The following is a 25,250-nucleotide window of genomic DNA, read 5'->3' as shown; positions in this document are numbered from 1 at the left end:
TTTATGTCGAATTTATTTAGAAAGAGGGATTATTTATCAGCGCTATTATACATGATATGTCCGTGCGTCCAGCCGTGACGAGGGCGATTTTAATAAGCCCTAACCCCCGGTGAAAAGGTCCTTGTAATAAGCCAGGTATTCCCGGCTCGAACGCTTCCACGAAAAATCCTGCCCCATGGCGTTCCTGACGAGGCGCTTCCATTCGGGCGGGTTGTGATACGCGGTTATGGCCCTTTCGATCGTGTTCAGCATGCTCTGCTCGCTGAAGTGATCGAAGATAAATCCGTTTGCGTTATCCCTGTTTTCGTCGTAGTCGATGATCGTGTCGAGGAGCCCGCCCGTCGCCCTTACGACCGGTATGGCGCCGTACCGGAGGGCGATCAGCTGGCCGAGGCCGCAGGGCTCGAACCGGGAGGGCATGAGGAACATGTCGCTCCCGGCGTATATGCGCCTGGCCTTGGCTTCGTTGTAGCCTATTACGGCCCTGAAATTGTCCACGTAATCGTCCGAGACCTGCTTCAGAAGCCTCTCGTATCCCTTGTCGCCCGTCCCCAGTATCACGAGCTCGGCCCCGAGGTCGAGTATCCTGTGGAGCGCCCTTACGATGAGATCGATGCCCTTCTGGTGGGCGAGGCGCGATATGACGCCTATGAGCGGGACGTGGCCGTTGGTGTTAAAACCGAGAAGATTCTTGAGCCGGGCCTTGTTCTCGTACTTGCCCGCGAGGTCGCGCGAGTCGTAGCGGGCGTAGAGCGCCCTGTCGGTTTCGGGGTTCCAGTCCTCGTTGTCTATACCGTTGAGTATCCCGGCGAGCCTCCCTGAGCGCGCGACGGCCCTGAGGACGCCGTCGAGACCGTAGCCGTATTCCTTCGTTTGTATCTCGTGGGCGTATGTGGGGCTTACGGTCGTTACGAGGTCCGAAGTCAGTATGCCGCCCTTAAGGAGATTCACCCTGCCGTAGAATTCGAGCTGCTCGGGGTTGAAGAGCGAGTGCGAGAGGCCGAACTTGTCGAGGAGGTCTTTTCCGAAGAGGCCCTGGTAGGAGATGTTGTGAATCGTGAATACCGTTTTCGAGTTTTTGAAAAAGAGGTCGTTGTTGTAGTGCTTCTTCCATTTGAGGGCGATGGGCACGAGCCCGGACTGCCAGTCGTTGCAGTGGATGATGTCGGGCCTGAAATCGAGGGCCTTGGCGATTTCGAGTGCGCCTATGGAGAAGAATCCGAACCTGAGGTCGTTGTCCCTGTAGTCGCCGTGGGGGGTGGTGTAGAGATGGTCGCGGTCGTAAAAATTGTCGTTCGCGAGGAGGTATACCTTTACCCCCTCGACGGTCGTTTCCTTTATGCGGCCCTTGTACGGGAGCCAGTCTATCGTGACGATGACGTCGCGGTTAAGGTCCTTGACCTTGAGCTTAAGGCGCTTGAGGTTCTTCCGGACTTCCTTGTAATAAGGCAGTATGACCCTGACTTCGCACCCTATTTCGTTTAACTTTTTGGGCAGTACCCCTATGACGTCCGCGAGGCCCCCCGTTTTCGCCAGGGGCTCAATTTCGGAGGCAATGAATAGAACTTTAATCAACCGCTTTCACCTTCCGCGCTGCCCGAAGCTGAGGCAGCAACGGTAACCCGCACCCTAGATGATATTAACGCATTTTTCGGAGAAATAAATAAAGCGGCCGTCAATTTCTGCTACTTTCGCGGGTGATTCCGAGGATATAGTCCGCGAGCTCCCCGCCCGCGTATCCGGGTTCGAGCCTCCATTCCCAGTTGCCCTTCCGGACGGCAGGGGTGTTCATGCGGGCCCCGGCCCCGAGCCCGAGCACGTCCTGCATCGGTATGACCGCCATGTCCGCCGGGGAGAGCATGGCGAGCTTAATGAATTCGGAGCTTATTTCGCCGGCGCTTATCTTTTTCCCGAGGTATTCGAAGACCCGGTTTTTCTCTTTGTTCCCGGCCTCGTCCTCCCACCATCCCCGGACCGTGTTGTTGTCGTGTGTGCCGGTGTAGACGATGCAGTTTTCCTTGAATACGGACGGGAGGTACTCGCCGTAGGGGAAGTCGTCGCCGAACGCGAAGAGGAGTATTTTCATCCCGGGCAGGTCGTAGCGCTTTATTATCTCCCTTACGTCGGGGGTTATGTCGCCGAGGTCCTCGGCGATGAAGCGGCCCTTGTCGTAACGTGAGAAGAGCGCGTCGAAAAACGGGACTGCGCCCGCGCCGGCCCATTTACCGTTGAGCGCCGTTTTCTCGCCGGCCTCTATTTCCCAGTATGCGACGAAGCCCCTGAAGTGGTCGAGCCTGAGCACGTCGAACAGGGAGAGGTTGTGGCCTATCCTGTCCATCCACCACTTATATCCCGTCCGCCGGAGCTCGTTCCAGTCGTAGACGGGGTTCCCCCAGAGCTGGCCGGTCTTGCTGAAATAGTCGGGCGGGACGCCGGAGACGTAGAGCGGCCTCTTTTCGGCGTCGAGCTTGAACGCGCCGGGGCTGCTCCAGACCTCGGAGCTGTCGAAGTTGACGTAATACGGTATGTCGCCGATGAGTTTTACGCCCCTCTCGCGGCAGTGGCCTTCGAGGGCATGCCACTGCGAGAAGAAGAGGTGCTGGACGAATTCGTGGTAAAGGGTTTCGGCCCGCATTTTCTCGCGCCATTCGGCGAGGGCGGACTCGTCCCTGTCCCTGAGCTCTTTCGGGAAATCGCGCCACGTCGCCGAGTGCAGTTTTTCCTTGAGCACCGTGTAGAGACAGTAATCTTCGAGCCAGTATTTATTCCGTTCGCGGAATTCAGCGAACGAGGCGTCTTCGAGAAGCCCGTCGCGGGCGTTTTCGAACGCGGATTTGAGGAGCGCGGACTTGTACGAGACCGCGGCTTCGTAGTTTACCCTCTTCCGCCCGAAGCGGGGTTTCTTCCTTATCGCGTCCGGCGCGAGGCGGCCCTCTTCCGCGAGCCTCTCGGGGCTTATGAAGAGCGGGTTCCCGGCGTAGGAGGACGGGCCGCTGTAGGGGGAGTTGCCGTAGGGGAGCTCCGTCGGATTGAGCGGCAGGACCTGCCAGTACGTCTGGCCCGAATCGCGGAGAAAGTCCGCGAATTTAAACGCTTCGGGGCCGAGGTCCCCTACGCCGAAGGGGGAGGGGAGGGACGATATGTGCAGGAGTATGCCGCTTTTTCTTTCTCTCATGACGCGCCGGGCCAACCCTGGACCGAGAGAATTATTATCCGGTTTTAGCGGACGGTTTCAAAAGTGCGAGAGACCTTCCCGCGAGGGTGTAGTGCTTTCCGGCGCCGATTGTCTTGCCGCCGGGCCTTTCGCGGCTCGTGTCGAATATCACCTGCCACAGGGGCGATATGTGTCCGTCGGGGACCGTGAAAACGACCCCGTTGGGCTCGGCGTTGAGGAGGAGCATGAGGGCGTTGTCGTGGAGTGCTTTTTTCGGTTTCGCCGTCTGTTCGAAGGTGTTTTCGACCTTCACGATGCTTATCGAGCGGAGGCGGGGATTCTGCCAGTCGGCGTCCGTCATCTCCCTCGCGTCGGGGAGGAACCACGAGAGATCCTTGTGGCCGAACATCGCGTGCGGGACCCCGGTGAAAAATATGCCGCGCCTGAGGACGGGGTAGGATTTTCTGAGAGCGGCGAGGAACCTCGTGAAAAGGAGGAGCTTTTTGCCGCGGGCGTCGAAGCCCCAGCTCATCCACGACGTTTCGTTGTCCTGGCAATAGGCGTTGTTGTTTCCCCGCTGCGTCCTCCCCGCCTCGTCGCCCATGAGCAGCATTGGGACGCCCTGCGACAGGAAGAGGGTCGCGAGGAAATTCCTCTTCTGTTTTTCGCGCTCCTTTATTATCGCGGCGTCGTCCGACGGCCCTTCGACGCCGAAGTTAAAGGCGTAGTTGGCGTTGTTCCCGTCGGCGTTGTCTTCGAGGTTGGCCTCGTTGTGCTTGTGCTCGTACAAGACGAGGTCGCTCAGCGTGAAGCCGTCGTGGGAGGCGACGTAGTTTATGCTCGCGTAAGAGCCCTTTTCCCTCGTGCCGTAGAGGTCGCTCGACCCGCTTATCCTGTAGGCCATGTCCGGGATGACGCCCTCGTCGCTCCGCCAGAAGCGCCTGACGGTGTTCCTGTACCTGTCGTTCCATTCGGACCAGGGGTCGGGGAAGCCGCCCGTCTGGTAGCCGCCGGGGCCGAGGTCCCAGGGCTCGGCTATGAGCTTTACGCCGGAGAGGACGGGGTCGGCCGCTATTTCCTTAAAGAGCGGGTGCGAGCGGTCGAAGCCGTTTCCGTTCCTGAACAGCACGGGGGCGAGGTCGAGCCGGAAGCCGTCCACGCGCATCTCTTCGGCCCAGTACCTGAGGCTGTCGAATATGAGCTTTACGACCGCCGGATGGGACGAGTTTATAGTATTCCCCGTGCCCGTGAAGTTCAGGTAGTCCCCATTTTTGCCGGGGTCGAGGCGGTAGTACGTTTTATTGTCGAGACCCCTCAGCGAGAGCGTGGGGCCGCCGCTCCCGCCCTCGCACGTGTGGTTGTAGACGACGTCGAGTATCACCTCGAATCCCTCTTTGTGGAGGGCCTTTACCATTTCCTTGAATTCGTTGACCTGCCCGCCGGGCCGCCCGCCGCCCGCGGAGCCCCGGGAATATCTTATGTCGGGCGCGAAGAAGCCGAGGGTGTTGTAGCCCCAGTAATTGACGAGCCCGTTTTCGAGGAGCCTGCACTCGGAGACTGAGTGGTGGACGGGCATGAGCTCGACGGCCGTCACGCCGAGCGAGCGGAGGTGCGAGATCACGTCCGGCGAGGCGAGGCCGGCGTACGTCCCCCGGAGCTCCCCGGGCACTTCGGGGTGGAGCATCGTGAGCCCCCTCACGTGGGCCTCGTATATCACGGTGTCGGACCACGGCACCCCGGGAGGCGAGTCGCCGCCCCAGTCGAACGAGCCGTCCACGACGACCGATTTCGGCATGTAGGCGGCGCTGTCACGGGAATCGATGACGAGCTTGTGCGCGCGCCGGTATATCTTGTGGTCGTGGTGTATGCTGTCGAGCATGACCGCCCCGGATATTGCCCTGGCGTAGGGATCGACGAGGAGCTTTGCGGGGTTGAACCGCTGGCCGGAGGGCGGGTCGTAGGGCCCGTATGCCCTGTAGCCGTAGAGCTGCCCCGGCCCGAGGCCGCGCACGTAGGCGTGGTGGACGTTATGGGTTTTGGATTCGAGCTTTATCCTGCCGGTCTCGGTTTCGGGGAGGCCGGGGGCGTAGAGGCAGAGCTCGATGTACTGGGCGTTCTCGGAGTAGACGGCGAAGTTGACGCCGCGCCCGTCCCACGTCGCCCCGAGCGGCCGGGGAGAGCCGTGCGTTGTCTTCAGCCTTGCCTGGGACGTGCCGTGTCTATTCAAATCTTTCCGCCTGCCGCGCCTCCTGCCCGGGATTAGAGGGAATTATATACCATTAACCTTCGTGTTTGAAAAAGAGGACGCCGAGAGGGGGGAGGTCTATCCGGAGGCTGCCGCGATCGCCGGAGGGCTCGGCCCACGCGCCGCCGCCGTTGCCGACGCCGCTCCCGCCGTAGAAGTGCGAATCGCTGTTCAGCTCCTCGTTCCATCTCCCGGCGCGGGGGACGCCGAGGGCGTAGCCGCTTCGCGGGACGGGCGTGAAGTTGCAGACGACGAGCACCATTTCGCCCTTCGCGCTCTTCCTGACGAAGCTTATGACGCTCTGGTTATAGTCCCTGAAGTCGACCCACTCGAACCCTTCGTGAGAGAAGTCGATCTCGTAGAGCGCGGGCTCGCGCCTGTAGAATTTGTTGAGGTCCGACACCCACGCCTTGAGCCCGCCGTGGAGCGGGAAGCCGAGGAGGTGCCACTCGATGCTGGAGTCGTGGCTCCATTCGTTCCACTGGCCGATTTCGTCGCCCATGAAGAGGAGCTTTTTCCCGGGATGGCCGAACATGTATCCGAAGAGCGCGCGGAGGTTGGCGAACTTCTGCCATACGTCGCCGGGCATTCTCCCGATGAGGGAGCCCTTTTCGTGGACGACCTCGTCGTGCGACAGGGGTAGGACGAAGTTCTCCGTGAAGGCGTAGAGTATGCTGAACGTGAGTGCGTTCTGGTGGTGCTTTCTGTGCACCGGGTCGCGCGAGAAATAGCCGAGCGTGTCGTTCATCCAGCCCATGTTCCACTTCATCCCGAAGCCGAGGCCGCCGAGATAGGTCGGACGCGACACCATCGGCCAGGAGGTCGATTCCTCGGCAATGGTCTGGACGTCGCCGTGCTCGGAGTAGACGGCGAGGTTGAGGTTCTTGATGAACTCTATGGCCGGGAGGTTCTCGTTGCCGCCGTATTCGTTGGGCACCCATTCGCCTTTTTTCCTGCTGTAGTCCAGGTAGAGCATCGAGGCGACTCCGTCGACCCGGAGCCCGTCGGCATGGTACATGTCGAGCCAGAGCATGGCGCTCGAATTGAGGAAGACCTTCACTTCGTTCCGCCCGTAGTTGAATATGCAGGACTTCCAGTCGGGGTGGAACCCCTTCCTGGGGTCGGAGTGTTCGTAGAGGTGCGTGCCGTCGAAAAAGGCGAGCCCGTGCTGGTCGTTCGGGAAGTGGGACGGCACCCAGTCGAGTATGACGCCGATGCCGTTTTGGTGGAGCGTATCGACGAGGAACATGAAGTCCTCGGGCGCGCCGTACCTGCCGGTCGGGGCGAAGTATCCCGTCACCTGGTACCCCCAGGATCCGTAGAACGGGTGCTCCATCACGGGGAGGAGCTCGACGTGCGTAAAGCCCGTCGATTTTACGTAGTCGGCGAGCCTGGGGGCGATTTCCCTGTACGTGAGCCGCCGGCCGCCCTCTTCGGGGACGCGCATCCACGAGCCGAGGTGCACTTCGTATATAGAGAGCGGCGAGGAGAGCGAGTTCGGATCGCGCCTCGTCTTCATCCAGTCGCCGTCGCCCCATTCGTAGCCGGGCTCCCATACTATCGAGGCCGTTTTCGGGGGGGCTTCCTGGCGGAAGGCGTAGGGGTCGGCCTTGTCCACCCTGTACCCCTTCACCCGGGACGAGACGTGGTACTTGTATACCTCGCCCCTGCCGATGCCGGGGACGAACCCTTCCCATATGCCGGATTCGTCCCACCTGGGGTTCAAGGGATGTGCGCCACGGTTCCAGCCGTTCCAGTTGCCGATGACGGAGACGTATTCGGCGTTGGGGGCCCAGACGGCGAAACGGACGCCCGCTTTCCCGTCCACGGAAACCAGGTGGGAGCCGAGCTTCTCGTACATTTTGCGGTGCGCGCCCTGTTTGAAAAGATAGACGTCGAAATCGCTTATAAATCTTCTGCCGTCGTTCGTTTTTCGTGTGTCCGACATGGCCTTCCGGTACGGGCGGTTTGTTGGTATTTCGAATTTTTATTATACACTGTTAGCGTTCGCGCGGAACAAAAATCCCGTGTTCGCATCCGCAAAATCAGCGTATAGTTATCTCTGGCGGGACTGAATTCCCGCCGCAAGCACCCGAAGGATAAAGAGGCAACATGAGCGATCGCAGTCCTTACCTTAAAGATTCGGCGGATTCCTCGGCTTTCAGGACGAGGATCCTCTATCACCTGAAGTATTCGCTCGGAAAAAGGATGTCCCAGGCTTCGAGCGAGGACCTCTTTCGTTCCGTTTCGCTCGCCGTGAGGGAGCTGTTGATAGACGGGATGTTCGACACGGCGGAGAAGTACGACAGGACCGACCCCAAGCGGGCGTATATTCTCTCGCTCGAATACCTTACGGGGAGGGCGCTTGCGAATAACCTGATCAACCTGGGCGCCTTCGACATGTGCGCCGACGCGCTCAAATCCCTCGGCATCGATCTGACGGACCTGGCCGAGACGGAGGGCGACCCCGCGCTCGGCAACGGCGGCCTCGGGAGGCTGGTCGCGTGCTTCCTGGATTCGATAGCGACGCTCAGGCTCCCGGGATTCGGGTACGGGATAAATTACGATTACGGCATATTCAGGCAGACGGTCGTGGACGGCTACCAGGTGGAGCAGCCCGACCACTGGCTCGGCGAGGAATCGCCGTGGCTCATCGAGAGGGGAGACGAGATATGCGTCGTGCCCATATACGGCCGGGTCAAGATAGAAAAGGACGTGAGCGGCAATTACAGGCCGTTCTGGCGGGACTGGAAGTTCCTCTACGGCGTGCCTTACGACATGCCGGTCGCGGGGTACGGAACGGGGACCGTGAATTATCTCAGGCTCTACTCGGCGAGGTCGTCGAACGAGTTCGACATGAAGATATTCAACAGCGGGGACTATATGAAGGCCGTCGAGCAGAAGATGACGTCGGAGACGATATCGAAGGTGCTCTACCCGTCGGATACGGTCGAGCAGGGGAAGGAGCTCAGGGTCGTGCAGGAGTACTTCCTCGTCGCGTGCGCCGTGAGGGATATCGTGAGGCGCTTCACCGCCTCGCATTCCGGTTTCGGCAGCTTTCCGGCCAAGGTCGCCATCCAGCTCAACGACACGCACCCGGCGCTGGCCATCGCCGAGCTCATGAGGATACTCGTCGACGAGAACGGTATGCAGTGGAACGCGGCGTGGCAGATAACGGAATCGACGTTCGGGTTCACGAACCACACGCTTCTGCCCGAGGCGATGGAGAAATGGCCGGTGTCGCTCCTGGAGCGCGTGATACCGAGGCACCTCGAAATCATATACGGCATAAACGACAGGTTTCTTAAAAAGATCAAGCAGAAATGGCCGGACTCGGTAGAGCGTATAAGGAAAATGTCGCTCATCGAAGAGGGGCACGCTAAGCAGGTCAGGATGGCGCACCTGTCCATCGTGGGGAGCCATTCGGTGAACGGGGTGGCGGAGCTCCACTCGGAGCTCATAAAGACCGATCTCGTGCCGGACTTCTACGAGCTCTGGCCCGAGAAATTCAACAACAAGACGAACGGCATCACGCAGAGGAGGTGGCTCCGCCTGTGTAACCCCGGGCTGTCCAGGCTCATAGACGACACCGTCGGCGGCGAATGGGTTACGGACCTCTACAGGCTGAAGGCGCTCGAGCCCTACGCGGACGACGCGGGATTCCGGGCGGACTTCATGGGCGTCAAGCGGAGGAACAAGGAGGCGCTCGCCGGAATGATACAGAGGATGACGAGGGTGGCCGTCGACCCGGGGAGCCTGTTCGACGTCCAGATAAAGAGGATCCACGAGTACAAGCGCCAGCTCCTCAACATAATGCACATCATCCACCAGTACTTCAGCATCGTCGAGGACGGGAAGGAGATCGACGTCCCGAGGACGTACATCTTCGCGGGGAAGGCCGCCCCTGGGTACTGGGCGGCGAAGCAGATCATAAAGCTCATAAACAGCGTCGCCGCCGTCATAAACGCCGACCCGAAAGTGAAGGACCGGATAAAGGTCGTGTTCATGCCGGATTACAGGGTGACGCTCGCCGAAAAGATCATCCCGGCGGCGGACCTCAGCGAGCAGATATCGACCGCGGGCAAGGAGGCGTCGGGGACGGGGAACATGAAGCTCGCGCTCAACGGCGCGCTGACGATCGGGACGATGGACGGGGCGAACATAGAGATAAGGGAGGAGGTCGGGGAGGAGAATATCTTCATATTCGGCCTCGGGGCGGAGGAGATAAAGGAGCTCAAACGGACGCACGGCTACAACCCGAGCCAGATGTGCGCCGGGAACCCGAACCTGAAGAGGGTGATGGATTCCTTCGAGTCGGACGTTTTCTGCAGGGACGAGCCCGGGCTCTTCAAGTGGATCTACGAATACCTCGTCCTGAACGGGGACGTATTTTTCCACGTCGCGGACTTCGAGTCGTACAGGGAAACGCAGGAGCTGGCCGGGGCCGAGTACAGGAAGCCGGACACATGGGCGCGGAAGGCGATACTCAACGTCGCACGAATGGGGAAATTTTCGAGCGACAGGACTATATCGGAATACGCGGGCGGCATATGGGGGCTCGAGCCGCAGGGCGACTGAGATTTACACGCGGCGCGTTCGGCGCCGGCACAAAATTCACGCACACGGATAACGGACAATGGATACGAAGAACAGGGAAAGGCTCAAGGAAATACTGGCCAGGAATTCGATACTGAGGGGCGAGTTCACGCTCGCCTCGGGCAAGAAGAGCAGCTACTACATCGACGCGCGCCTTACGACTCTCGACCCCGAAGGGGTGAGCCTCGTGGCCGGCATATTCCTCGAAGAGATATTGAAGGACCCTGGCATTAACGCGGTCGGCGGGCCGACGATGGGGGCCGACCCGATAGTCGGCGCGCTTATAGCCGAGAGCCACAGGATAGGGAAGCCGCTTAACGGGTTCCTGGTGAGGAAGCGGGAGAAGGAGCACGGGACGGGGAAGGTAGTCGAAGGGGGGGTCAAATCCGGGGACGTCGCCGCCGTCGTGGAGGACGTCGTTACGACGGGCGGGAGCGTCCTGACGGCGGTAGACGCCGTCAGGTCGATAGGGGTAGAGGCGAGAAAAGTCCTCGTCATAGTGGACCGCGAGGAGGGCGGCGACGAGATCTTCCGGGAAATGGGAATGGAGCTCTACTCGATATTCAGGATCTCTGAGCTATTGTGAGCGCGGGCCCCGCGGAAGGCTAGTCGCTTTCGGCGGCGTGCTCGCCGCCGATGCCGTATTCCTCTAATTTCCTTCGGAGCGTCAGCCTGTTGATGCCGAGCACCCTCGCGGCCTGCGAGCGGTTCCACCCGCTCGCCTGGAGGGCCTCTTCGAGGAGAATTATTTCGGCTTCCCTGACTATCTTGCCGTATACGTCCTCGCTGCCGTCGGAGCCGAGGAGGTTCTTTACCGAGCTTCGGAGCGCGTCCTGGTACGAGACGTTGCCCACGACGGGTTCGAACGTCTGCCTTCGCGGGCCGAGCTCGAGGTCGTACGACGTGAGGTAGGGGGTTTTCGTGAAGGCTATCGCCTTGCGTATGACGTTTTCGAGCTCCCTCACGTTGCCCGGCCAGTCGTGCTCGACGAGCATCTTCTGGAACTTCGAGCTCACGCCCTTTATCTCCTTCCCTATTTGGCTGCTGTGTCTCTTGGTGAAGCACTCGTAAAGGAGCGGGATGTCCCGCCTTCTTTCCCTGAGCGCGGGGAGGTGTATGCGGACGACGTTTATACGGAAGAAGAGGTCTTCCCTGAACTTCCCTTCCTTGACCATCTTGTCGAGGTTCTTGTTCGTAGCCGAGATTATCCTGACGTCCACCGAAATCTCCCTGTTCGAGCCGAGCCTGTGGAACGTCCCGCTCTGGAGGACGCGGAGCACCTTGGCCTGGAGCGAGAGCGGCATGTCGCCGAGCTCGTCGAGAAAGATCGTTCCCCCGTCGGCCTCCTCGAACTTCCCGGTGCGGGATGAGCTTGCGCCGGTGAACGCGCCCTTTTCGTACCCGAAGAGCTCGGCCTCGAGGAGTGCCTCGGGTATCGCGGCGCAGTTTAGTATGACGAACGGCTTTTCCCACCTGGTGCTGACCTTCCACACCGATTCGGCGACGAGCTCCTTGCCGGTGCCGCTCTCGCCCGTGATGAGGACGGGGACGTCCACCCTCCCGACCTGGCCTATGAGCTTGCAGACTTCCTGGAGCATGGGCGAGTCGCCCACTATGGCGCAGGTTACGCTCGACGCCCCCTCGACGCTCGCGTGAAAGTTCGTCAGGCTCTCGTCGAGCTCGGCGCTTATGCCTAGCGCCCGCTTTATGGAGTCTTCGAGCCCGGAATCGTCGAACGGCCTGAATATGCAGTCGAACGCGCCGAACGTCATGGATTCTATGAGGTATCTCGTGCCGCGCTGGTTCGTGACGACGATGACGAAGTGGTCGTCCTTGAGCGCGGAAAGGTTGGATATGCCCGAGGTGTCGGCGTCGAGTATGAGGACGTCGGTATCTTTTACGTCTTCGGCCCTGGAGAAAACGGCCGGTTTCTCGAAATCGATCGCGCTCTCTATTTCGCCCGGGAGGCTCGGGTCTTCGGTGAGAATTCCAATTCTTCCTGTCATGTGCGGGTGCTGTTCCTGGATTTAATTTATTGTAACAAAAATATACGGGTTGGTAATGATGTAATCAAGGAAGCGGAGCCCCGACTGATGCAACAGGCTGAAATTACTCGATATTGCAAGTGGCCCCCAAATTGCCAAATTATTCTGTAACCATTTCTCGTGTGTGAGAGGCGGCTTCCATGAAATCGTGCGCTTTCCCGGCCCGAATCCGGGAAAAAGAGGCGCGGGGGTTCCATGGAGAAATGAATCGCGGCGCGGTATATATTTATCATAACTTTAGTGACGGGACGCCCGGCAGGGCGCTTACCCCCGGGCCTGCTTCGGGTATACTAGGGTTTTCGGGGCTGAAGGGCCGGGAGGGCCCGCCGGATTCGGAGAATCCGGCGGTATCGGCACCGGGAATCGGGGCGCGGACGCCGGTGTGATCGGACACGGCAGAGAAAATTTTTCGATATATAATAAGACGGTTGACAGCGTTTCCAGGGAGGTAGACGGCAATCGGCATTTCAACAACTGCCAGCAGCAGCCAGGAGATAGAAGCGGCTCCGAAAAGGGGCTTCGGGAAGGAAGAGGCGGCGGCCCTTAACCTCGAATTCGAGGGCAGGGGCGCGAGAGAGGTCCTCAAGTGGGCCGTGGATAACCTCCATCCAAGGGTTGCCCTTGCCACGAGCTTCCAGGTGCAGGGCATGGTGCTTATAGACATGATCATGGATATAAGCCGCGACGCGAGGATATTCACGCTCGACACGGGGCGGCTGAACCAGGAGACCTACGACGTGATGGACGAGGTGAGGAAGAGGTACGGCGCCAGGGTGGAGGCGCTTTTCCCGGACGCGAAGGAAGTCGAGGACATGGTGAGGGAGAAGGGGCCTAATCTCTTTTACAGCGGGAAGCCGAACCGGATACTCTGCTGCGAGATAAGGAAGGTAAGGCCGCTCCGTAAGTACCTCGCGGGGCTCGACGCGTGGATAACCTCCATCAGGCGCGACCAGACCGAGAGCAGGGCCGGGGCCGAGAGGTTCGAGATAGACGAGCAGAACGGCGGAATACTCAAGATTAACCCCCTCGTAGACTGGACGAACGAAGAGGTATGGGATTACATCCGGAAGAACAGGGTCCCCTACAACAAGCTCCACGACATGGGGTATCCGAGCATAGGGTGCGCCCCGTGCACGCGGGCCGTAAAGCCGGGCGAGGACGAGCGGGCCGGAAGGTGGTGGTGGGAGTCGGGCTCCGACAAGGAATGCGGCCTTCACTTCAGCCACGACGATAACGATAATTCCCGAGATGTTTCCAAACCCGGCGCGGCCGGGAATCCGAAGACAAATTAAAGGACGGCGGGCGCACTCTCGGATGTGAAGAGTCCGAGCCGGGCATTCCCTATTGGATATTCCTGCCGGGGGAGCTCTTCTCGTTCACGAAGGGCACGGGCGAGGCGTGGTGAATCACCATGAGCCAGCCGGATTCCGTCTTCTCGAATATATTCGTCGAGACGGAGACGTTCATCGTGACGGGTTCGCGGCGTATGTACGTCAGCTCCTGGATGCACGTGACGCATGCGGCGTCGCCGGCGACGTCCACCGTTACGTTGTGGAGCCTTATGCGGAGTCTGTCCTCGGGGTCGAAGATGTTCTCCCAGCTCTGCATTATGGCTTCCCAGCCGCGGAGCATCATCCATCCAGGGTGCGTGCAGCCCGCCCTCTCGTCCCTGACGAACGCGGCCTTCATGAGGGCGAGGTCGCGCTTGCCGAGGGCCTCGTAGAACCTCATGTTGGCTTCGAGTATCCTGTCCTTTTCCGTGTCTTCGGGCATCTGAGTAAATCTATATATATACCTGAATTCGGCCGGTTTTTCTTCCCGTCATGTACGCACGGGCGGGGCAGTGCGCGGTCTTTGGTGCGGCGGGCTTTATTTGCCGAAGAGGGCCAGGTACGCCAGGACGGGGCGCGGGGACCTGCCGATACGGGCCTGCGAGAATGTCCTGTCGGGGGCGATGAATTCGACCTCGAACCCCCTCTTCAGGAGCTCGACTACGAGGGATGCGAGGCGGCTTATCTGGTGCTCCAGCCTCCGCTCGTCGGTTTCGGGGTCGAACTTTATCACTGCGCCGGGCGACTCGTTGTCTTCCATTTCCTTCACCATGAGCTTCCCTGTCCGCGCGGTCGTCTTCCAGTGGATGAGCCTCGGGTTGTCGCCCTCGGCAAATTCCTTTATCGACCTGAGGTCGTCGCCGACGCCGGATTTCTCGACCTCCCTTTCTCCGTATTTTTCCCTGAACCCCCCGGAGCCGGGGTCGACGTTTTCTATCTTCGGGTAGACGAGTATCTTTTCGCCGCCAAGGTCGGCCTTTATCCACTTTTTAAAGAAGCCGAAGGGGAACCTGGTCGATACCCTAGCCGGAGGGGGTGCGTTGTAGCCCCTTCCGGTAAAAAGGTGGTTCAGTGTTACTGTGCGGGATGTCCCGGCGGGGATGTGCGGCACGTAGGCGCTCTTGTCGTCTATCTCGACGGTGAGCGAGTAGGACGGGAGGAGGCTCTTCTTGTTGACGAGGGTTATCCTGAGCGGCGCCGGAGTCATGGCGAAGACGTCGCCCGTCTGCTTCATCGATACCTCCATACGGGATAGGTCTATCATCGACAGTATCCCCGAGGCGACGACGAAGCTCATCATTATGCCGAAGGTGAGATAAAGGAGGTTGTTGCCCGTGTTGATCGCGGCAAAGCCGACGAAGAGGCTTATCGCGAGGAACGCCGCGCCTTCTTTCGTCGGGCTCGTGCGGGCCCAGTTGTCCTTACCGAGGCTGAATATCTTCATGGCGTAAAACTTCGTGCGGGGAGTTTACATCTTCCGGTCCCGCCGGGGATAAGTATATATCCCCGGCGGGCGGACGGGGCTTTCTATTCTGTCTGGAATATCTTGTTTACGGAATTCACGATGTCGCCCTTCACCCTCGAAATGTCGTTGTAGATGGCGAGGAACATGATGAAGATGAGGAGGGTGAGCCCGATCCTCTGGCTGATTTCGAGCGACCTCTGGCTGAGGGGCTTTCTCTTTATGGACTCGATTGCGAGGTAGAGAACGTGCCCGCCGTCGAGCATCGGTATCGGGAAGAGGTTTATCACCGCGAGGTTGATGCTGATGAAGCATGTGAACTGGAGTAGCTGCGCTATTCCCGTTTCCGCCGCCGAGCCCGAGACCTTGGCGATGAGTATCGGCCCCGCGAGGCTCTTGCCCGCCGTGCCGAGGGCTATCTTCCCCGTGACGAGCTTGTAGAGGAAGCCGAAGAGGAGCGTCACGACCTCTATTATCATGTTGGCCGCCTCTTTGACGCCGTTCACTATGGCGTCGAAGAATCCGTACTTCTTTACTATCTCGTCCTGGTAGGGGGAGATACCTATGGCGCCCTTGCCCGTTTCGGGCGAGGTTTCGGGGATTATATTCTGTGTTATCTCGTTTCCGTTCCTGTCGATGAGGAGGGATATCTCCTTCCCGGCGTGCTCCTTGATTACGGCCGACATCTGCTCCCAGTCGGCGACGGGGGCGCCGTCGATGGCGAGTATCCTGTCGCCCTTTTCAAGATGCGCCTGGTCGGCGGGAGTGCCGGGGATTACCTTCCCGACCCGGGCCTTTATCGGCTCGCCGAAGCCTATGGCCACTATGCCCTCGGGCGAGGCGACGGCCTTTACCGGGATCGTTTCGAGCGAGCCGTCCCTGTCCACCGTGATATTCAGCATGGCGTCGGGGTTCGTCTGGAGCTCGATGTTGACGTCCTTCCAGTTCGAGACCCCGGAGCCCTCTATCTCGACTATCTTGTCGCCCTTCTGAAATCCCGCCTCGGCCGCCGGAGAATTCGGTGCGACGAATCCTATGACCGGCGACTGTTCGAGGTACGCCGGGACCGTGATGCCTATCATGAACACTATCGGAAGGAATATGAACGGCAGGAGGAAGTTCATGAACGGCCCGGCCACGACTATAAGGAGCCTGTTCAGAATCGGCTGGTTCGAGAAGCCCCTCGGGTATTCCTTTTCGGAATACGTCCTGGCGGGGAGGCTGTGGGGAGCCGCGCTTATTTCTACCTTCCTGTCGTCCCTTTCGACGGTGAAGTGAAATTCCCTTTCGGGTTCTTTTTCGAGGACGGCTTCGAGGGACTTCCATCTCTCGAAGGATTTCTGCTCTATGCCGTCTATCTCGACTATCCTGTCGCCGCCCCGGAAGCCCGCCTTTTCGGCGTCCGATCCCGGGTCGACCCTGTCCACTATGAAATTGCCCTCCGAGCCCTCGCCGTACATCTTGACGTAGCCGCCCAAGGGGAGCATGCAGACGAGATATTCCGTCTCGCCGCGCGTGAATCCGAAGAGCTTCTTCCCGAAGCCGAGCGAGAATTTTTCGACCCTGACGCCGCTCCACTTTGCGACGAGGAAGTGGCCGAGCTCGTGTATGAATACCAGAATTCCAATCACGAATATAAATGCGATAATCGCGGTCATTTGCTGTCTTCTCCTAGTTTCTGATGATGGCGAGAGCGGTTTCCCTCGCCCAGGCGTCGCTTTCGAGCACGGCTTCGAGCGAATCCGCCGGCCGGGTTTTGTGAAGCCCCATCACCTTTTCGACTGTATTTACTATACCCGTAAAGCCGAGCCTCTCCGATAGGAACTCGCGGACGGCGACTTCGTTGGCTCCGTTCATCACAGCCGGCATCGTGCCGCCCTCTTCGAGCGCGTCGAACGCGAGCGGGATGGAGGGGAACCTCTCGGGGTCCACCTCGGCGAACGTGAGCTCGCCGAAGCTCCCGGGCGTGGCCTCGTGGCCGTCGAGCTCTATGCGCTCGGGGTAGGTGAGCGCGTAGGCTATTGGTATTCTCATATCGGGTTTACTCATCTGCGATATCAGTGAGCCGTCTATATATTCTACCATAGAGTGGACGATGCTCTGGGGGTGAATCCACACCGAAATGCTGCGGGCGGAAAACCCGAAGAGCCAGCGGGCCTCTATTACCTCGAACCCCTTGTTCATCAGTGTAGCGGAATCTATCGTGATTTTGCTCCCCATTTTCCACGTAGGGTGGCGGAGGGCGACCTCGACGGGGACGTTTTCCATCTCTTCGCGCGAAGCGTTCAGAAAAGGGCCGCCCGACGCCGTGAGTATTATGCGCTTTACCTGCGAGCGTATCCCGCATTCGAGGGCCTGGAATATGGCGCTGTGCTCGCTGTCCACGGGGATTATTATGGAGCCGCGCCTCTCGGCCTCGCGCGTGATTATCTCGCCCGCGACGACGAGGGATTCCTTGTTGGCGAGCGCGACGTCCTTCCCGGCCTTTACGGCCGTCAGCGTGGGGAGGAGCCCCGACGCGCCGACCATGGACGAGACGACCTGCTCGGCCCCTTCCATGCCCGCGACGGCGCAGGCGCCCTCCTCGCCGTGGAGTATCTCGGTCTTCTCGCCCGGAATCATCCCGCGCAGCGAATCGGCGAGGGATTTGTCGCGGACGGAAACCGCCTCGGGCCTGAATTGCCGAATCTGCCCGGCGAGGAGCCCGATGTTTTCACCCGCCGTGAGCCCGACGACGCGGAATTTGTCCGGGTGCCGGGAGACTACGTCAAGGGTTTGTTGTCCTATGGAGCCTGTCGAGCCGAGTATGGAGATATTCTTCAAATCACTTCCCTTATCTTCACCTGCTCCCCGGTAAGCCCGAATCTCCTCTCGCGTTTCTGGTAGTTGAGTATGGCCTTTACGAGGTGCCCCTTCCGGAAATCGGGCCAGAGGGTTTTCGTCACGTAGATTTCGGTGTAGGCGAGCTGCCAGAGCATGAAGTTGGATATCCTCATCTCGCCGCTCGTGCGTATGAGGAGGTCGGGCTCGGGCAGGTTGGCCGTGTACAGGCAGGACGAAAAGTTCGCGGTGGTAAGGTCTTCCGGGGACACTATGCCGTCCGATACCACGCGCTTAACGGCGTCGATTATCTCTTCCCTCCCGCCGTAGCTCAATGCGAGCGTCAGCGTCATATCGCGGCAGTGCCCGGTCTTTTCCATCGTGTCGTCGAGCGCGGCGAGAACGTCCCCGGGAAGCTCGTGGAGCCTCCCTATCGCGTTCAGCCTGATGCCGTTTTCGACGAGCTTGCCGCTCTCCGTAGAGAGGTAGTGCTTGAGGAGCTCCATCAGGGCGTTTACCTCTATTTCGGGCCTCTGCCAGTTCTGGGCCGAGAAGGCGTAGAGGGTTATGTATTTGATTCCGATGTCGCGCGCCGCCCTTACGACGGAGCGGACCGATTTCATCCCCTCCCTGTGGCCGCTGATACGGTCGAGGTTCTTGACCTTCGCCCACCTGCCGTTCCCGTCCATGATAATGGCTATGTGGCCGGGGAGCTTTTCCGGGAGTATAGACGATTCGAGTTTCCCCTTCATTGGCATAAATTATAACACCTCACGTTTATTAAAAAAGCGATATATGGGGCCTCCGGAAAGGACCCGGGGGGACCGCCGCGGCGCTACTGGTTAAACAGCAGCTTCGAGGCGTAGGAGAGGGGGCACGCGATGAAAATCACTATGAGCATCACCGTCGATACCACGAGGAACGTAAGGCAGTAGAAGTAAAACGATAGCGGCACGAACAGCACCCTGAGCGGGAGCGGCCAGTGCCTTGCGAGCTGTAGCACGACGGAGGTGTAGCTTTTGATGAATCTGCTGAGAACCGTATATATCATATCTATCATATGCGTTCGCCCGGATTAAATTTATACGATTCGCCGCCTCCTTACAACCTGCCCGGAAGCGCTCCGCTTCGGGAGGGGCCCGGAGGGCCCGGAATGGCGCGGACGACTGGCTGCCCGGGGGCGTTCGGGCGGCGCGCCGTGGGCCGGGGCCCATACGCGGCGGACGGCGCTCAAATATGATTTGATACTGGTTTCATGTTTGGTTAATCTCTAATGAAGGGGTGAACTTAGGTGAAGATAAAAAGAATCTCGTTAGTTCTTTTGCTTTTACTGTCATTTGCCGTCGGGGCGGCGGCCGACGACGCCACGTACCAGGGGCTCTCCAACTTTACTCGCGTGCTGGACCTCGTGGAGAGGAACTACGTCGAGGAAGTCGATTCCACGGAGCTTACGAACAGCGCCATAGACGGCATGCTGAAGACCCTCGATCCGTATTCGGCTTACCTCAGCCCGGAGCGCTACCGCGAGCTCGAAATAGGGACGTCCGGGGAATTCGGCGGGGTCGGGATGGAAGTCACGGTCGAAGAGGGCGTGCTGACCGTGATAGCCCCCATAGAGGGCACGCCGGCCGAAAGGGCGGGCATAAAGCCCCGCGACCGGATACTGGCCATAGAGGGGCAGTCAACGGAAGGGATGGTCGTCCAGGAGGCCGTTAAGCTCCTCCGCGGCCCGAAGGGAACCCCCGTCAAGATCACGATTAAAAGAGAGGGCGAGGAGTCGCCGAGGGACGTTACGCTCGTAAGGGACAAGGTAGTCGTAAAGAGCGTAAAACCCGAGCTCCTCGACAACAACATTGGATATATAAGGGTTACGCAGTTCCAGGACCACACCGCGCAGGAGCTCCGGACGGCGATAGAGCGGCTCGAAGCCGAGAACGGAAAGCCGCTTAACGGGCTCGTCCTCGACCTCAGGAATAACCCGGGCGGGCTTCTGGCCGAGGCCATAGACGTCGTCGACGAATTCATAGACAACGGGCTTATCGTGAGCGTCAGGGGAAGGGCGGCCGACCAGACGCGCGAGTATTACGCGACGAAGAAGGGGACGTTCCAGAAGTTCCCGATCGTCGTAATCGTGAACGAAGGCAGCGCGAGCGCGTCGGAGGTCGTGGCCGAAGCGCTCCAGGACAGCCGGAGGGCTACGATACTGGGAACCAAGACGTTCGGGAAGGGCTCGGTCCAGACGATAATAAAGCTCGAAGACGGCTCGGGGCTCAAGCTCACCACCGCGAAATTCTACGCGCCCAGCGGAAGGTCCATCAACAAGGTCGGCGTCACGCCGGACATAACCGTCGAGGTTACCGATCAGGACCAGGGGGACAAGCAGCTCGAAAGCGCGGTAAATATCCTCAAGAACCCGCAGGCCGTGAAAGCGGGGACGAGGGGTTAGGGGCGCCTTGGCGAAATCACGAAAGGGCGGCGGGAGAAGGCCGCGGAGAAGATACAAAAGGGGGGGCGGCTCCCCCGGAAGGATATTCGCCCTTTCGCTGGTTCTGATAGCCGCGGTCGCACTCGGGCTCTACGCCCTTTACGTATCGGGCGACAGGCCGGCCGGGCAGGCGCCGGGGACGGCGCGGACGGAGCCTGTTAAAAAGTCCCCGGTAAAGCAGCCTGTAAAAGAAGCCCGTAAAAAACCCGCCGAAGAGGCCACGAAGCCCCCGAAGAAACCCGGCGAAAAGCCTGGGGCCGTAAAGGCCGAAGCCCCCGTGCCGACTGCCGGGCCCGAACCCGGGGGCGAAAAGAAAGCCGAATCCAGGGATAAGAAGGCCGTTCACGACGGCGGGATCAGGCCCCGGGTGGCCATTATCGTGGACGACATCGGCCAGCACAAGGAGCCGATAGACAGGCTGCTAAAGCTCGAAGGGCCGCTCACGTTCGCAATACTGCCGAACCTCCCCTATTCGAAATACGCCGCCGAAAAGGCGCACGCCCGGGGCTGGGACGTGATACTCCACCTGCCGATGGAGCCGATGGAGTCCTCGGGCTATACGGGGCAGGACGCGGGCGAGGACGCGCTCCTCGTGGGGCAGTCGAAGGAGGCCATACTGGCGCAGCTCGACAAGAACCTGGCATCGTTCCCCAACATCGAAGGGGTGAACAACCACATGGGGTCCAAGTTCATGGAGAACGACGAGCTCATGGAGCTCGTCCTCGAAAGGATAAACTCCAGGGGGCTTTATTTCGTGGACAGCCTGACGACGCCTAGGAGCGTAGGGTATAAAAAGGCGGCGCACATGGGCATGAGGACGGTGAAGAGGGACGTGTTTTTGGACCTTTCGTCGAAGGGGCCGGATTACGTTAAATCCCAGCTCGACAGGCTGGTAAAAATATCGGAGAAAAACGGACACGCCGTAGGTATCTGCCACCCCTACGGCGCGACCATCGAGGCGCTTACCGAGTACATGCCCGTCCTCGAAAAGGAGGTCGAGATGTCGAACGCTTCGGACGTGGTTTCGAGACGGAAAGAGGTCAGCGAGAGGTAGGAATTTCCCCCGGGTAGAGTATACTTTAAAAAACGGAGGCTGAAGTTAATGGGACTTATAGACGAAGTCAGGAACAGGCGCGACTCGTGGACGAAGAGATTCGAAGAGCACAGGGATTTCGACGACAGTGCGTGCGAAGACGATCCCGAGGCGGAGGAAAAGCGGATTCTGGAGAACCGGAGAAAAGTCGGGGTCTTTTCTCCCAAAAAGCCCAATGACAAGTGAAGCCGCGGCCCCCTCGATGCGGGGCGCACGGCCTTGACAATTCAGCCGTATTAATTTAATTTTTTCTAGATGATGTATAGAAACCGGGAGGAGTGTTAATGCCAGGAATTGTGGTCGGAAATAACGAAAGCATAGACAGCGCGCTTAAGAGATTCAAGAAACAAGTCGAGAAAGGAGGTGTACTGTCTGAGGTAAGAAGAAGAGAGTATTACGAAAAGCCCAGCGAAAGAAAAAAGAAGAAGCTTTTTGCCGCGAAAAAACGTGTCATCAAGCGCTCGAGAAGAAGCTAGCCTTATTCATATATACATATAGACGTACTCGCACTAATACTGGTAGGGGGACACTACTTTGTACTCGGCGATCCATGGGACACGGTCTCATGCGTATTCCTGCTATAGTCCTATTTCCACGTTAAAATTAGAAGTCCGCTTAAATGGCAAATTTTAACGATGACGGCCTTGTTAACGAGATAAAGAGGAGGTTAAGCATTATAGACCTCATTGAGAGCTACACATCCGTTAAAAAAACCGGAAGAGGTTATGTGGGGCTCTGTCCGTTTCATGACGACCGTAACCCGTCCATGCATATAGACGAGGAAAAAGGACTCTTTCATTGTTTTAGCTGCGGGGCGGGGGGAGATATCCTTGGGTTCTATATGAGGTATAACAACACGACATTCCCCGAAGCCCTCCAGGAGCTTGCGAAGAGGGCGAACATCCCGATAGAAAAGACGGCGCCCAGGGCCAGGGGCTCGAGTGCAGCCGGAGCACTCTTCAAAATCAATTCCATCGTATCGAAATATTATCAAAAGACGCTCGAGAGCGCCAAAGGGAAGCCCGCCCTCGAATACCTCGAAAAGAGGGGCATTCCGCGCGACGTGGCGACGGAATTCGGCCTCGGCTACGCGCCCGAGGGGTGGGACAACTTGGCCAAGTTTCTAGCGAAGCACAAGGCGCCGCTCGGGCTTGCCGAAAGGGTCGGTCTCCTCGTACGGCGGAATAGCGGCGACGGCCACTACGACAGGTTCAGGGGACGGCTTATGTTCCCCATAGTGAACGTGGACGGCAAGGTCATAGGGTTCGGCGGAAGGATAATAGACGGCGAGGGCGAGCCCAAGTACATAAACTCGCCGGAATCCGAGATCTATCACAAGCGGAGCAGCTTCTACGGGCTCGACAAGTCGCGGGACCACATAAGGCGCTCGCGGCGGGCGATTATCGTCGAGGGGTATATGGATTTTCTCTCGGTGTATGCGTCCGGCGTCGGGAACGTCGTCGCGACGCTGGGGACGGCGCTTACGAGGGGCCATGTGGGTGTGCTGAAGCGCTACACCGACAGGTACGTCGTAATCTTCGACGGAGACGAATCGGGCATAAAGGCGGCCGTAAGGTCGCTGGACGTCTTCCTCGAAGAGGGGCTCCTGCCGAACGTCGTCATACTCCCCGAGGGCGAGGACCCGGATTCGTTCATCTCGAAAAGGGGCAGGGACGCGCTCCTTTCGCTGATAGAGAACGCCCTCGGGCTTCTGGATTTTTACATTGACAATACGGTGAGGGAGTACAGGTCGGGGGCGATTACGCTTAACCGGAGCGTAAAGGAAATCGCCGACGTCCTGACGAAGGTGAACGACCCCATAGCGAAGAACGGATACGCGAGGAGGGCGGCGGAAAAGCTCGGAGTCAGGGAAAACGAGGTGATGTCTCTCATGAGATTCGGCAGGGGCAGGGCGGCCCAGGTCGCGAGCGCTGTGAGCACGTCCGGAGCATCCCATGCAGTTGCCGGCAATAGCGAGAAGACGCTTCTCGCCGTGCTTCTGAAATTCCCCGAGCTCTCCGAAATTGCGCGCGCCGGGGGCGTGGCGGGCGACGTAACCAACCCCGATATCAGGGCCGTTCTCGAAGAGATGCTGGTGCGTGACGTGCTCGACGCGTCGGCGCTTCTCCAGGTATTCCAGGGCAGCCCGGCGCAGGCGATCATCACGGAGGCGCTCTTTTCTTCTCCCGGCATTTCCGACAGGGAAACCGCGGGCAGGACGATCGAAAGGTGCATTAAAAAGGTGAAACAAAGAAAGCTCGACGACAGGCTCAAGCTTCTCAGGCTCAGGATCGACGAGGCCGTAAGGAACAAGGATTCCGAGCTGGAGAAGGAGATTCTTAAAGAGTACAGCGAGCTGAGAAAGTTAAAATAACCGGAAGGTAGGAGAGCCCGATGCGAAACAAGAAAAAGAAGGATTTCCAGATCGAGATGATCGACGACGACAGCCTTTCCGGCCAGGCGCTCGACATAGAAGACATGGACGACGATAACGTCGATAGCGCCGCTTTCTCTCCCGAGGGGGAAGACTCCGCCGAATTCGACCAGGACGAGGACGCGGAGGCGGAAGAGGAAGAGGGGGAAGCGCAGTACGGGCTCAAACCGAGCGAAGCGCGCGAAAACGCCAACGAATACGATTTGATAAGGTTCTATCTTCACGAGATAGCGGACCATTCCCTCCTCACGCGGGAAGAGGAGATTAAAATCGCGAAGGAGATAGAGACGGGGAAGAGGGTCATCGCGAGGGCTATACTCAACTCGACGCTCATGATGAGGGAGATAATAAGGCTCGGCGAGGACCTCCAGAAAGGGAGCCTCAGCATACGCGACATCACGAGCTCGCTCGACGACTCCGAGGGCGCGGACAACGCCGCCGAGGAGGACGTCCAGCTCGGGATAAGGAATTCGCTCAACGCGATAATCGGGCTTTACGGGGACAACGAGCAGGCCAGGGCCCAGCTCGAAAAGGCCGCTCAAAAGAACAGGAAGCAGCTCCAGGACAGGATACGAAGGAATAACAACAGGATGCTCGTATACCTCGAGGACATTAACCTCAAGGGGACGCAGATGGAGAAGATGCTCTCCGTCGCGCGCACGTACATCGAGCGTGTCGAGAGGCTCCAGAGGGAGCACGACTCGCTCGAAAAGCAGAAGGGCGCGGCGGCGACGAAGGCCCGGAAGGCCCTTAAGGGAAGGCTCGAGGATTTCCTCAAGATGTCGGAGACCGATACGGCGACGCTCAGGAAGTCGCTCAAGAGGATAGAGCTCGGCGAGCAGATGACTCACAGGGCGCGAAGAAAGCTCATCGAGTCGAACCTCCGCCTCGTCGTCAGCATAGCCAGGCGCTACATCAACCGCGGCCTTCCGTTCCTCGACCTCATACAGGAAGGGAACATGGGGCTCATGCGCGCCGTCGAAAAATTCGAATACAACAGGGGATACAAGTTCTCGACCTACGCCACGTGGTGGATAAGGCAGGCCATAACGAGGGCGCTGGCAGACCAGTCGAGGATCATCCGAATCCCCGTTCACATGACGGAGACCATAAACCGCATCGTAAGGACGTCGAGGCTCCTCGTGCAGGACCTCGGGCGCGAGCCTCTCCCCGAGGAGATCGCGGACAAGGTGGGCATGACGGCGGACAAGGTGGCCCGCGTTCTCAAGATATCGAAGGACCCGATATCGCTCGAAACCCCTATAGGGGACGAGGAGGACAGTAAGCTCGTGGACCTCATCGAGGACGCGAACACGACGTCGCCCGTGAAGGTGCTCGAGATGAGCGAGCTGAAGGAGATAATAAACAGCGCGCTCTCGTCCGTCCTCAACACCAGGGAGGAGAGCATCGTAAGGCTCAGGTTCGGCATCGACGACGAGAAGGAGCACACGCTCGAAGAGGTCGGGCAGGAGTTCCAGGTTACCCGCGAGAGGATAAGGCAGATAGAGGTGAAGGCCATAAAGAAGCTAAAGCGCGCGGGCAGGGTCTATCCCATCAAGAGCTACCTCGAAAAGGCGTAAGCCGC

General features: G+C 59.1%; 20 protein-coding genes. 9 read left to right on the top strand and 11 right to left on the bottom strand.

The window, feature by feature from the left end; genetic code table 11:
- Window positions 1-99: 99 nt before the first annotated feature.
- The 4 genes from glgA to glgB form a co-directional block, all read right to left on the bottom strand.
- Window positions 100-1,575, bottom strand: coding sequence for a glycogen synthase GlgA (gene glgA / locus PKC29_08120; protein ID HML95376.1), 1,476 nt, complete (start codon window positions 1,573-1,575; stop codon window positions 100-102).
- 100 nt (window positions 1,576-1,675) lie between these two features.
- Entirely contained in the window at window positions 1,676-3,175 is a 1,500-nt protein-coding gene (gene malQ / locus PKC29_08115) for a 4-alpha-glucanotransferase (GenBank protein HML95375.1), read from the bottom strand.
- 34 nt (window positions 3,176-3,209) lie between these two features.
- The gene (glgX, locus tag PKC29_08110; GenBank protein ID HML95374.1) at window positions 3,210-5,381 is read right to left on the bottom strand and encodes a glycogen debranching protein GlgX; all 2,172 of its coding nucleotides are present in this window, start codon (window positions 5,379-5,381) and stop codon (window positions 3,210-3,212) included.
- Between the two features lie 52 nt (window positions 5,382-5,433).
- Window positions 5,434-7,347, bottom strand: a complete 1,914-nt coding sequence (gene glgB / locus PKC29_08105) for a 1,4-alpha-glucan branching protein GlgB (protein ID HML95373.1) — start codon at window positions 7,345-7,347, stop codon at window positions 5,434-5,436.
- A gap of 164 nt (window positions 7,348-7,511) precedes the next feature.
- Between glgB and PKC29_08100 the strand changes: the two genes are divergently transcribed.
- Window positions 7,512-9,977, top strand: a complete 2,466-nt coding sequence (locus PKC29_08100; protein ID HML95372.1) for a glycogen/starch/alpha-glucan phosphorylase — start codon at window positions 7,512-7,514, stop codon at window positions 9,975-9,977.
- A 58-nt stretch (window positions 9,978-10,035) separates the two neighbouring features.
- Window positions 10,036-10,581 carry an orotate phosphoribosyltransferase gene (gene pyrE, locus PKC29_08095; GenBank protein HML95371.1) on the top strand — a complete coding sequence of 182 codons (546 nt, stop codon included), beginning with the start codon at window positions 10,036-10,038 and terminating at the stop codon, window positions 10,579-10,581.
- A 19-nt stretch (window positions 10,582-10,600) separates the two neighbouring features.
- Here the strand turns inward: pyrE and PKC29_08090 are convergent, their stop codons facing one another.
- Window positions 10,601-12,001: a sigma-54 dependent transcriptional regulator gene (locus PKC29_08090; GenBank protein HML95370.1), complete on the bottom strand. Its 1,401-nt coding sequence runs from the start codon at window positions 11,999-12,001 to the stop codon at window positions 10,601-10,603.
- A gap of 533 nt (window positions 12,002-12,534) precedes the next feature.
- On the opposite strand from PKC29_08090, the gene PKC29_08085 reads away from it, so the two are divergent.
- Entirely contained in the window at window positions 12,535-13,332 is a 798-nt protein-coding gene (locus PKC29_08085; protein ID HML95369.1) for a phosphoadenylyl-sulfate reductase, read from the top strand.
- A gap of 49 nt (window positions 13,333-13,381) precedes the next feature.
- Here the strand turns inward: PKC29_08085 and PKC29_08080 are convergent, their stop codons facing one another.
- From PKC29_08080 to PKC29_08055, 6 genes are all read right to left on the bottom strand, one after another.
- Window positions 13,382-13,813, bottom strand: a complete 432-nt coding sequence (locus tag PKC29_08080) for a nuclear transport factor 2 family protein (protein ID HML95368.1) — start codon at window positions 13,811-13,813, stop codon at window positions 13,382-13,384.
- 96 nt (window positions 13,814-13,909) lie between these two features.
- Window positions 13,910-14,815 (bottom strand): DUF58 domain-containing protein, encoded by a 906-nt coding sequence (locus PKC29_08075; GenBank protein HML95367.1) that lies wholly within the window; start codon window positions 14,813-14,815, stop codon window positions 13,910-13,912.
- Between the two features lie 83 nt (window positions 14,816-14,898).
- Window positions 14,899-16,491, bottom strand: coding sequence for an RIP metalloprotease RseP (rseP, locus tag PKC29_08070; GenBank protein ID HML95366.1), 1,593 nt, complete (start codon window positions 16,489-16,491; stop codon window positions 14,899-14,901).
- A gap of 13 nt (window positions 16,492-16,504) precedes the next feature.
- Window positions 16,505-17,656, bottom strand: a complete 1,152-nt coding sequence (locus tag PKC29_08065; protein HML95365.1) for a 1-deoxy-D-xylulose-5-phosphate reductoisomerase — start codon at window positions 17,654-17,656, stop codon at window positions 16,505-16,507.
- Window positions 17,653-18,405: an isoprenyl transferase gene (locus tag PKC29_08060; protein ID HML95364.1), complete on the bottom strand. Its 753-nt coding sequence runs from the start codon at window positions 18,403-18,405 to the stop codon at window positions 17,653-17,655. The genes PKC29_08065 and PKC29_08060 overlap by 4 nt, the downstream gene beginning before the upstream one ends.
- An 83-nt stretch (window positions 18,406-18,488) precedes the next feature.
- The gene (locus PKC29_08055; GenBank protein ID HML95363.1) at window positions 18,489-18,713 is read right to left on the bottom strand and encodes a hypothetical protein; all 225 of its coding nucleotides are present in this window, start codon (window positions 18,711-18,713) and stop codon (window positions 18,489-18,491) included.
- A gap of 231 nt (window positions 18,714-18,944) precedes the next feature.
- On the opposite strand from PKC29_08055, the gene PKC29_08050 reads away from it, so the two are divergent.
- From PKC29_08050 to rpoD, 6 genes are all read left to right on the top strand, one after another.
- Window positions 18,945-20,099, top strand: coding sequence for a S41 family peptidase (locus PKC29_08050; GenBank protein HML95362.1), 1,155 nt, complete (start codon window positions 18,945-18,947; stop codon window positions 20,097-20,099).
- A 7-nt stretch (window positions 20,100-20,106) separates the two neighbouring features.
- Window positions 20,107-21,192: a divergent polysaccharide deacetylase family protein gene (locus PKC29_08045; protein ID HML95361.1), complete on the top strand. Its 1,086-nt coding sequence runs from the start codon at window positions 20,107-20,109 to the stop codon at window positions 21,190-21,192.
- 48 nt (window positions 21,193-21,240) lie between these two features.
- A complete protein-coding gene (locus PKC29_08040) occupies window positions 21,241-21,417 on the top strand; it encodes a hypothetical protein (protein HML95360.1) in 177 nt (58 codons plus the stop codon).
- A gap of 98 nt (window positions 21,418-21,515) precedes the next feature.
- Complete coding sequence (gene rpsU, locus PKC29_08035; protein ID HML95359.1) at window positions 21,516-21,707, top strand: 30S ribosomal protein S21; 192 nt, start codon at window positions 21,516-21,518, stop codon at window positions 21,705-21,707.
- 143 nt (window positions 21,708-21,850) lie between these two features.
- Entirely contained in the window at window positions 21,851-23,605 is a 1,755-nt protein-coding gene (gene dnaG / locus PKC29_08030) for a DNA primase (protein HML95358.1), read from the top strand.
- Between the two features lie 20 nt (window positions 23,606-23,625).
- Window positions 23,626-25,245, top strand: a complete 1,620-nt coding sequence (gene rpoD, locus PKC29_08025) for an RNA polymerase sigma factor RpoD (GenBank protein HML95357.1) — start codon at window positions 23,626-23,628, stop codon at window positions 25,243-25,245.
- Window positions 25,246-25,250 lie beyond the last annotated feature (5 nt).

The organism is Thermodesulfobacteriota bacterium, from assembly GCA_035325995.1.
GTDB lineage: Bacteria > Desulfobacterota_D > UBA1144 > Nemesobacterales > UBA2774 > JADLGH01.
Note: the sequence above shows the minus strand (reverse complement) of the source record. Positions and strands in the feature narration are given on the sequence as shown.

Excerpts from the sequence above, each read along its gene's own strand:
- malQ (HML95375.1), bottom strand. The coding sequence starts at position 3,175 with ATGAGAGAAAGAAAAAGCGGCATACTCCTGCACATATCGTCCCTCCCC.
- glgB (HML95373.1), bottom strand. The coding sequence starts at position 7,347 with ATGTCGGACACACGAAAAACGAACGACGGCAGAAGATTTATAAGCGAT.
- PKC29_08100 (HML95372.1), top strand. The coding sequence starts at position 7,512 with ATGAGCGATCGCAGTCCTTACCTTAAAGATTCGGCGGATTCCTCGGCT.
- pyrE (HML95371.1), top strand. The coding sequence starts at position 10,036 with ATGGATACGAAGAACAGGGAAAGGCTCAAGGAAATACTGGCCAGGAAT.
- PKC29_08090 (HML95370.1), bottom strand. The coding sequence starts at position 12,001 with ATGACAGGAAGAATTGGAATTCTCACCGAAGACCCGAGCCTCCCGGGC.
- PKC29_08080 (HML95368.1), bottom strand. The coding sequence starts at position 13,813 with ATGCCCGAAGACACGGAAAAGGACAGGATACTCGAAGCCAACATGAGG.
- PKC29_08075 (HML95367.1), bottom strand. The coding sequence starts at position 14,815 with ATGAAGATATTCAGCCTCGGTAAGGACAACTGGGCCCGCACGAGCCCG.
- rseP (HML95366.1), bottom strand. The coding sequence starts at position 16,491 with ATGACCGCGATTATCGCATTTATATTCGTGATTGGAATTCTGGTATTC.
- PKC29_08060 (HML95364.1), bottom strand. The coding sequence starts at position 18,405 with ATGAAGGGGAAACTCGAATCGTCTATACTCCCGGAAAAGCTCCCCGGC.
- PKC29_08055 (HML95363.1), bottom strand. The coding sequence starts at position 18,713 with ATGATAGATATGATATATACGGTTCTCAGCAGATTCATCAAAAGCTAC.
- PKC29_08040 (HML95360.1), top strand. The coding sequence starts at position 21,241 with ATGGGACTTATAGACGAAGTCAGGAACAGGCGCGACTCGTGGACGAAG.
- rpsU (HML95359.1), top strand. The coding sequence starts at position 21,516 with ATGCCAGGAATTGTGGTCGGAAATAACGAAAGCATAGACAGCGCGCTT.
- dnaG (HML95358.1), top strand. The coding sequence starts at position 21,851 with ATGGCAAATTTTAACGATGACGGCCTTGTTAACGAGATAAAGAGGAGG.
- rpoD (HML95357.1), top strand. The coding sequence starts at position 23,626 with ATGCGAAACAAGAAAAAGAAGGATTTCCAGATCGAGATGATCGACGAC.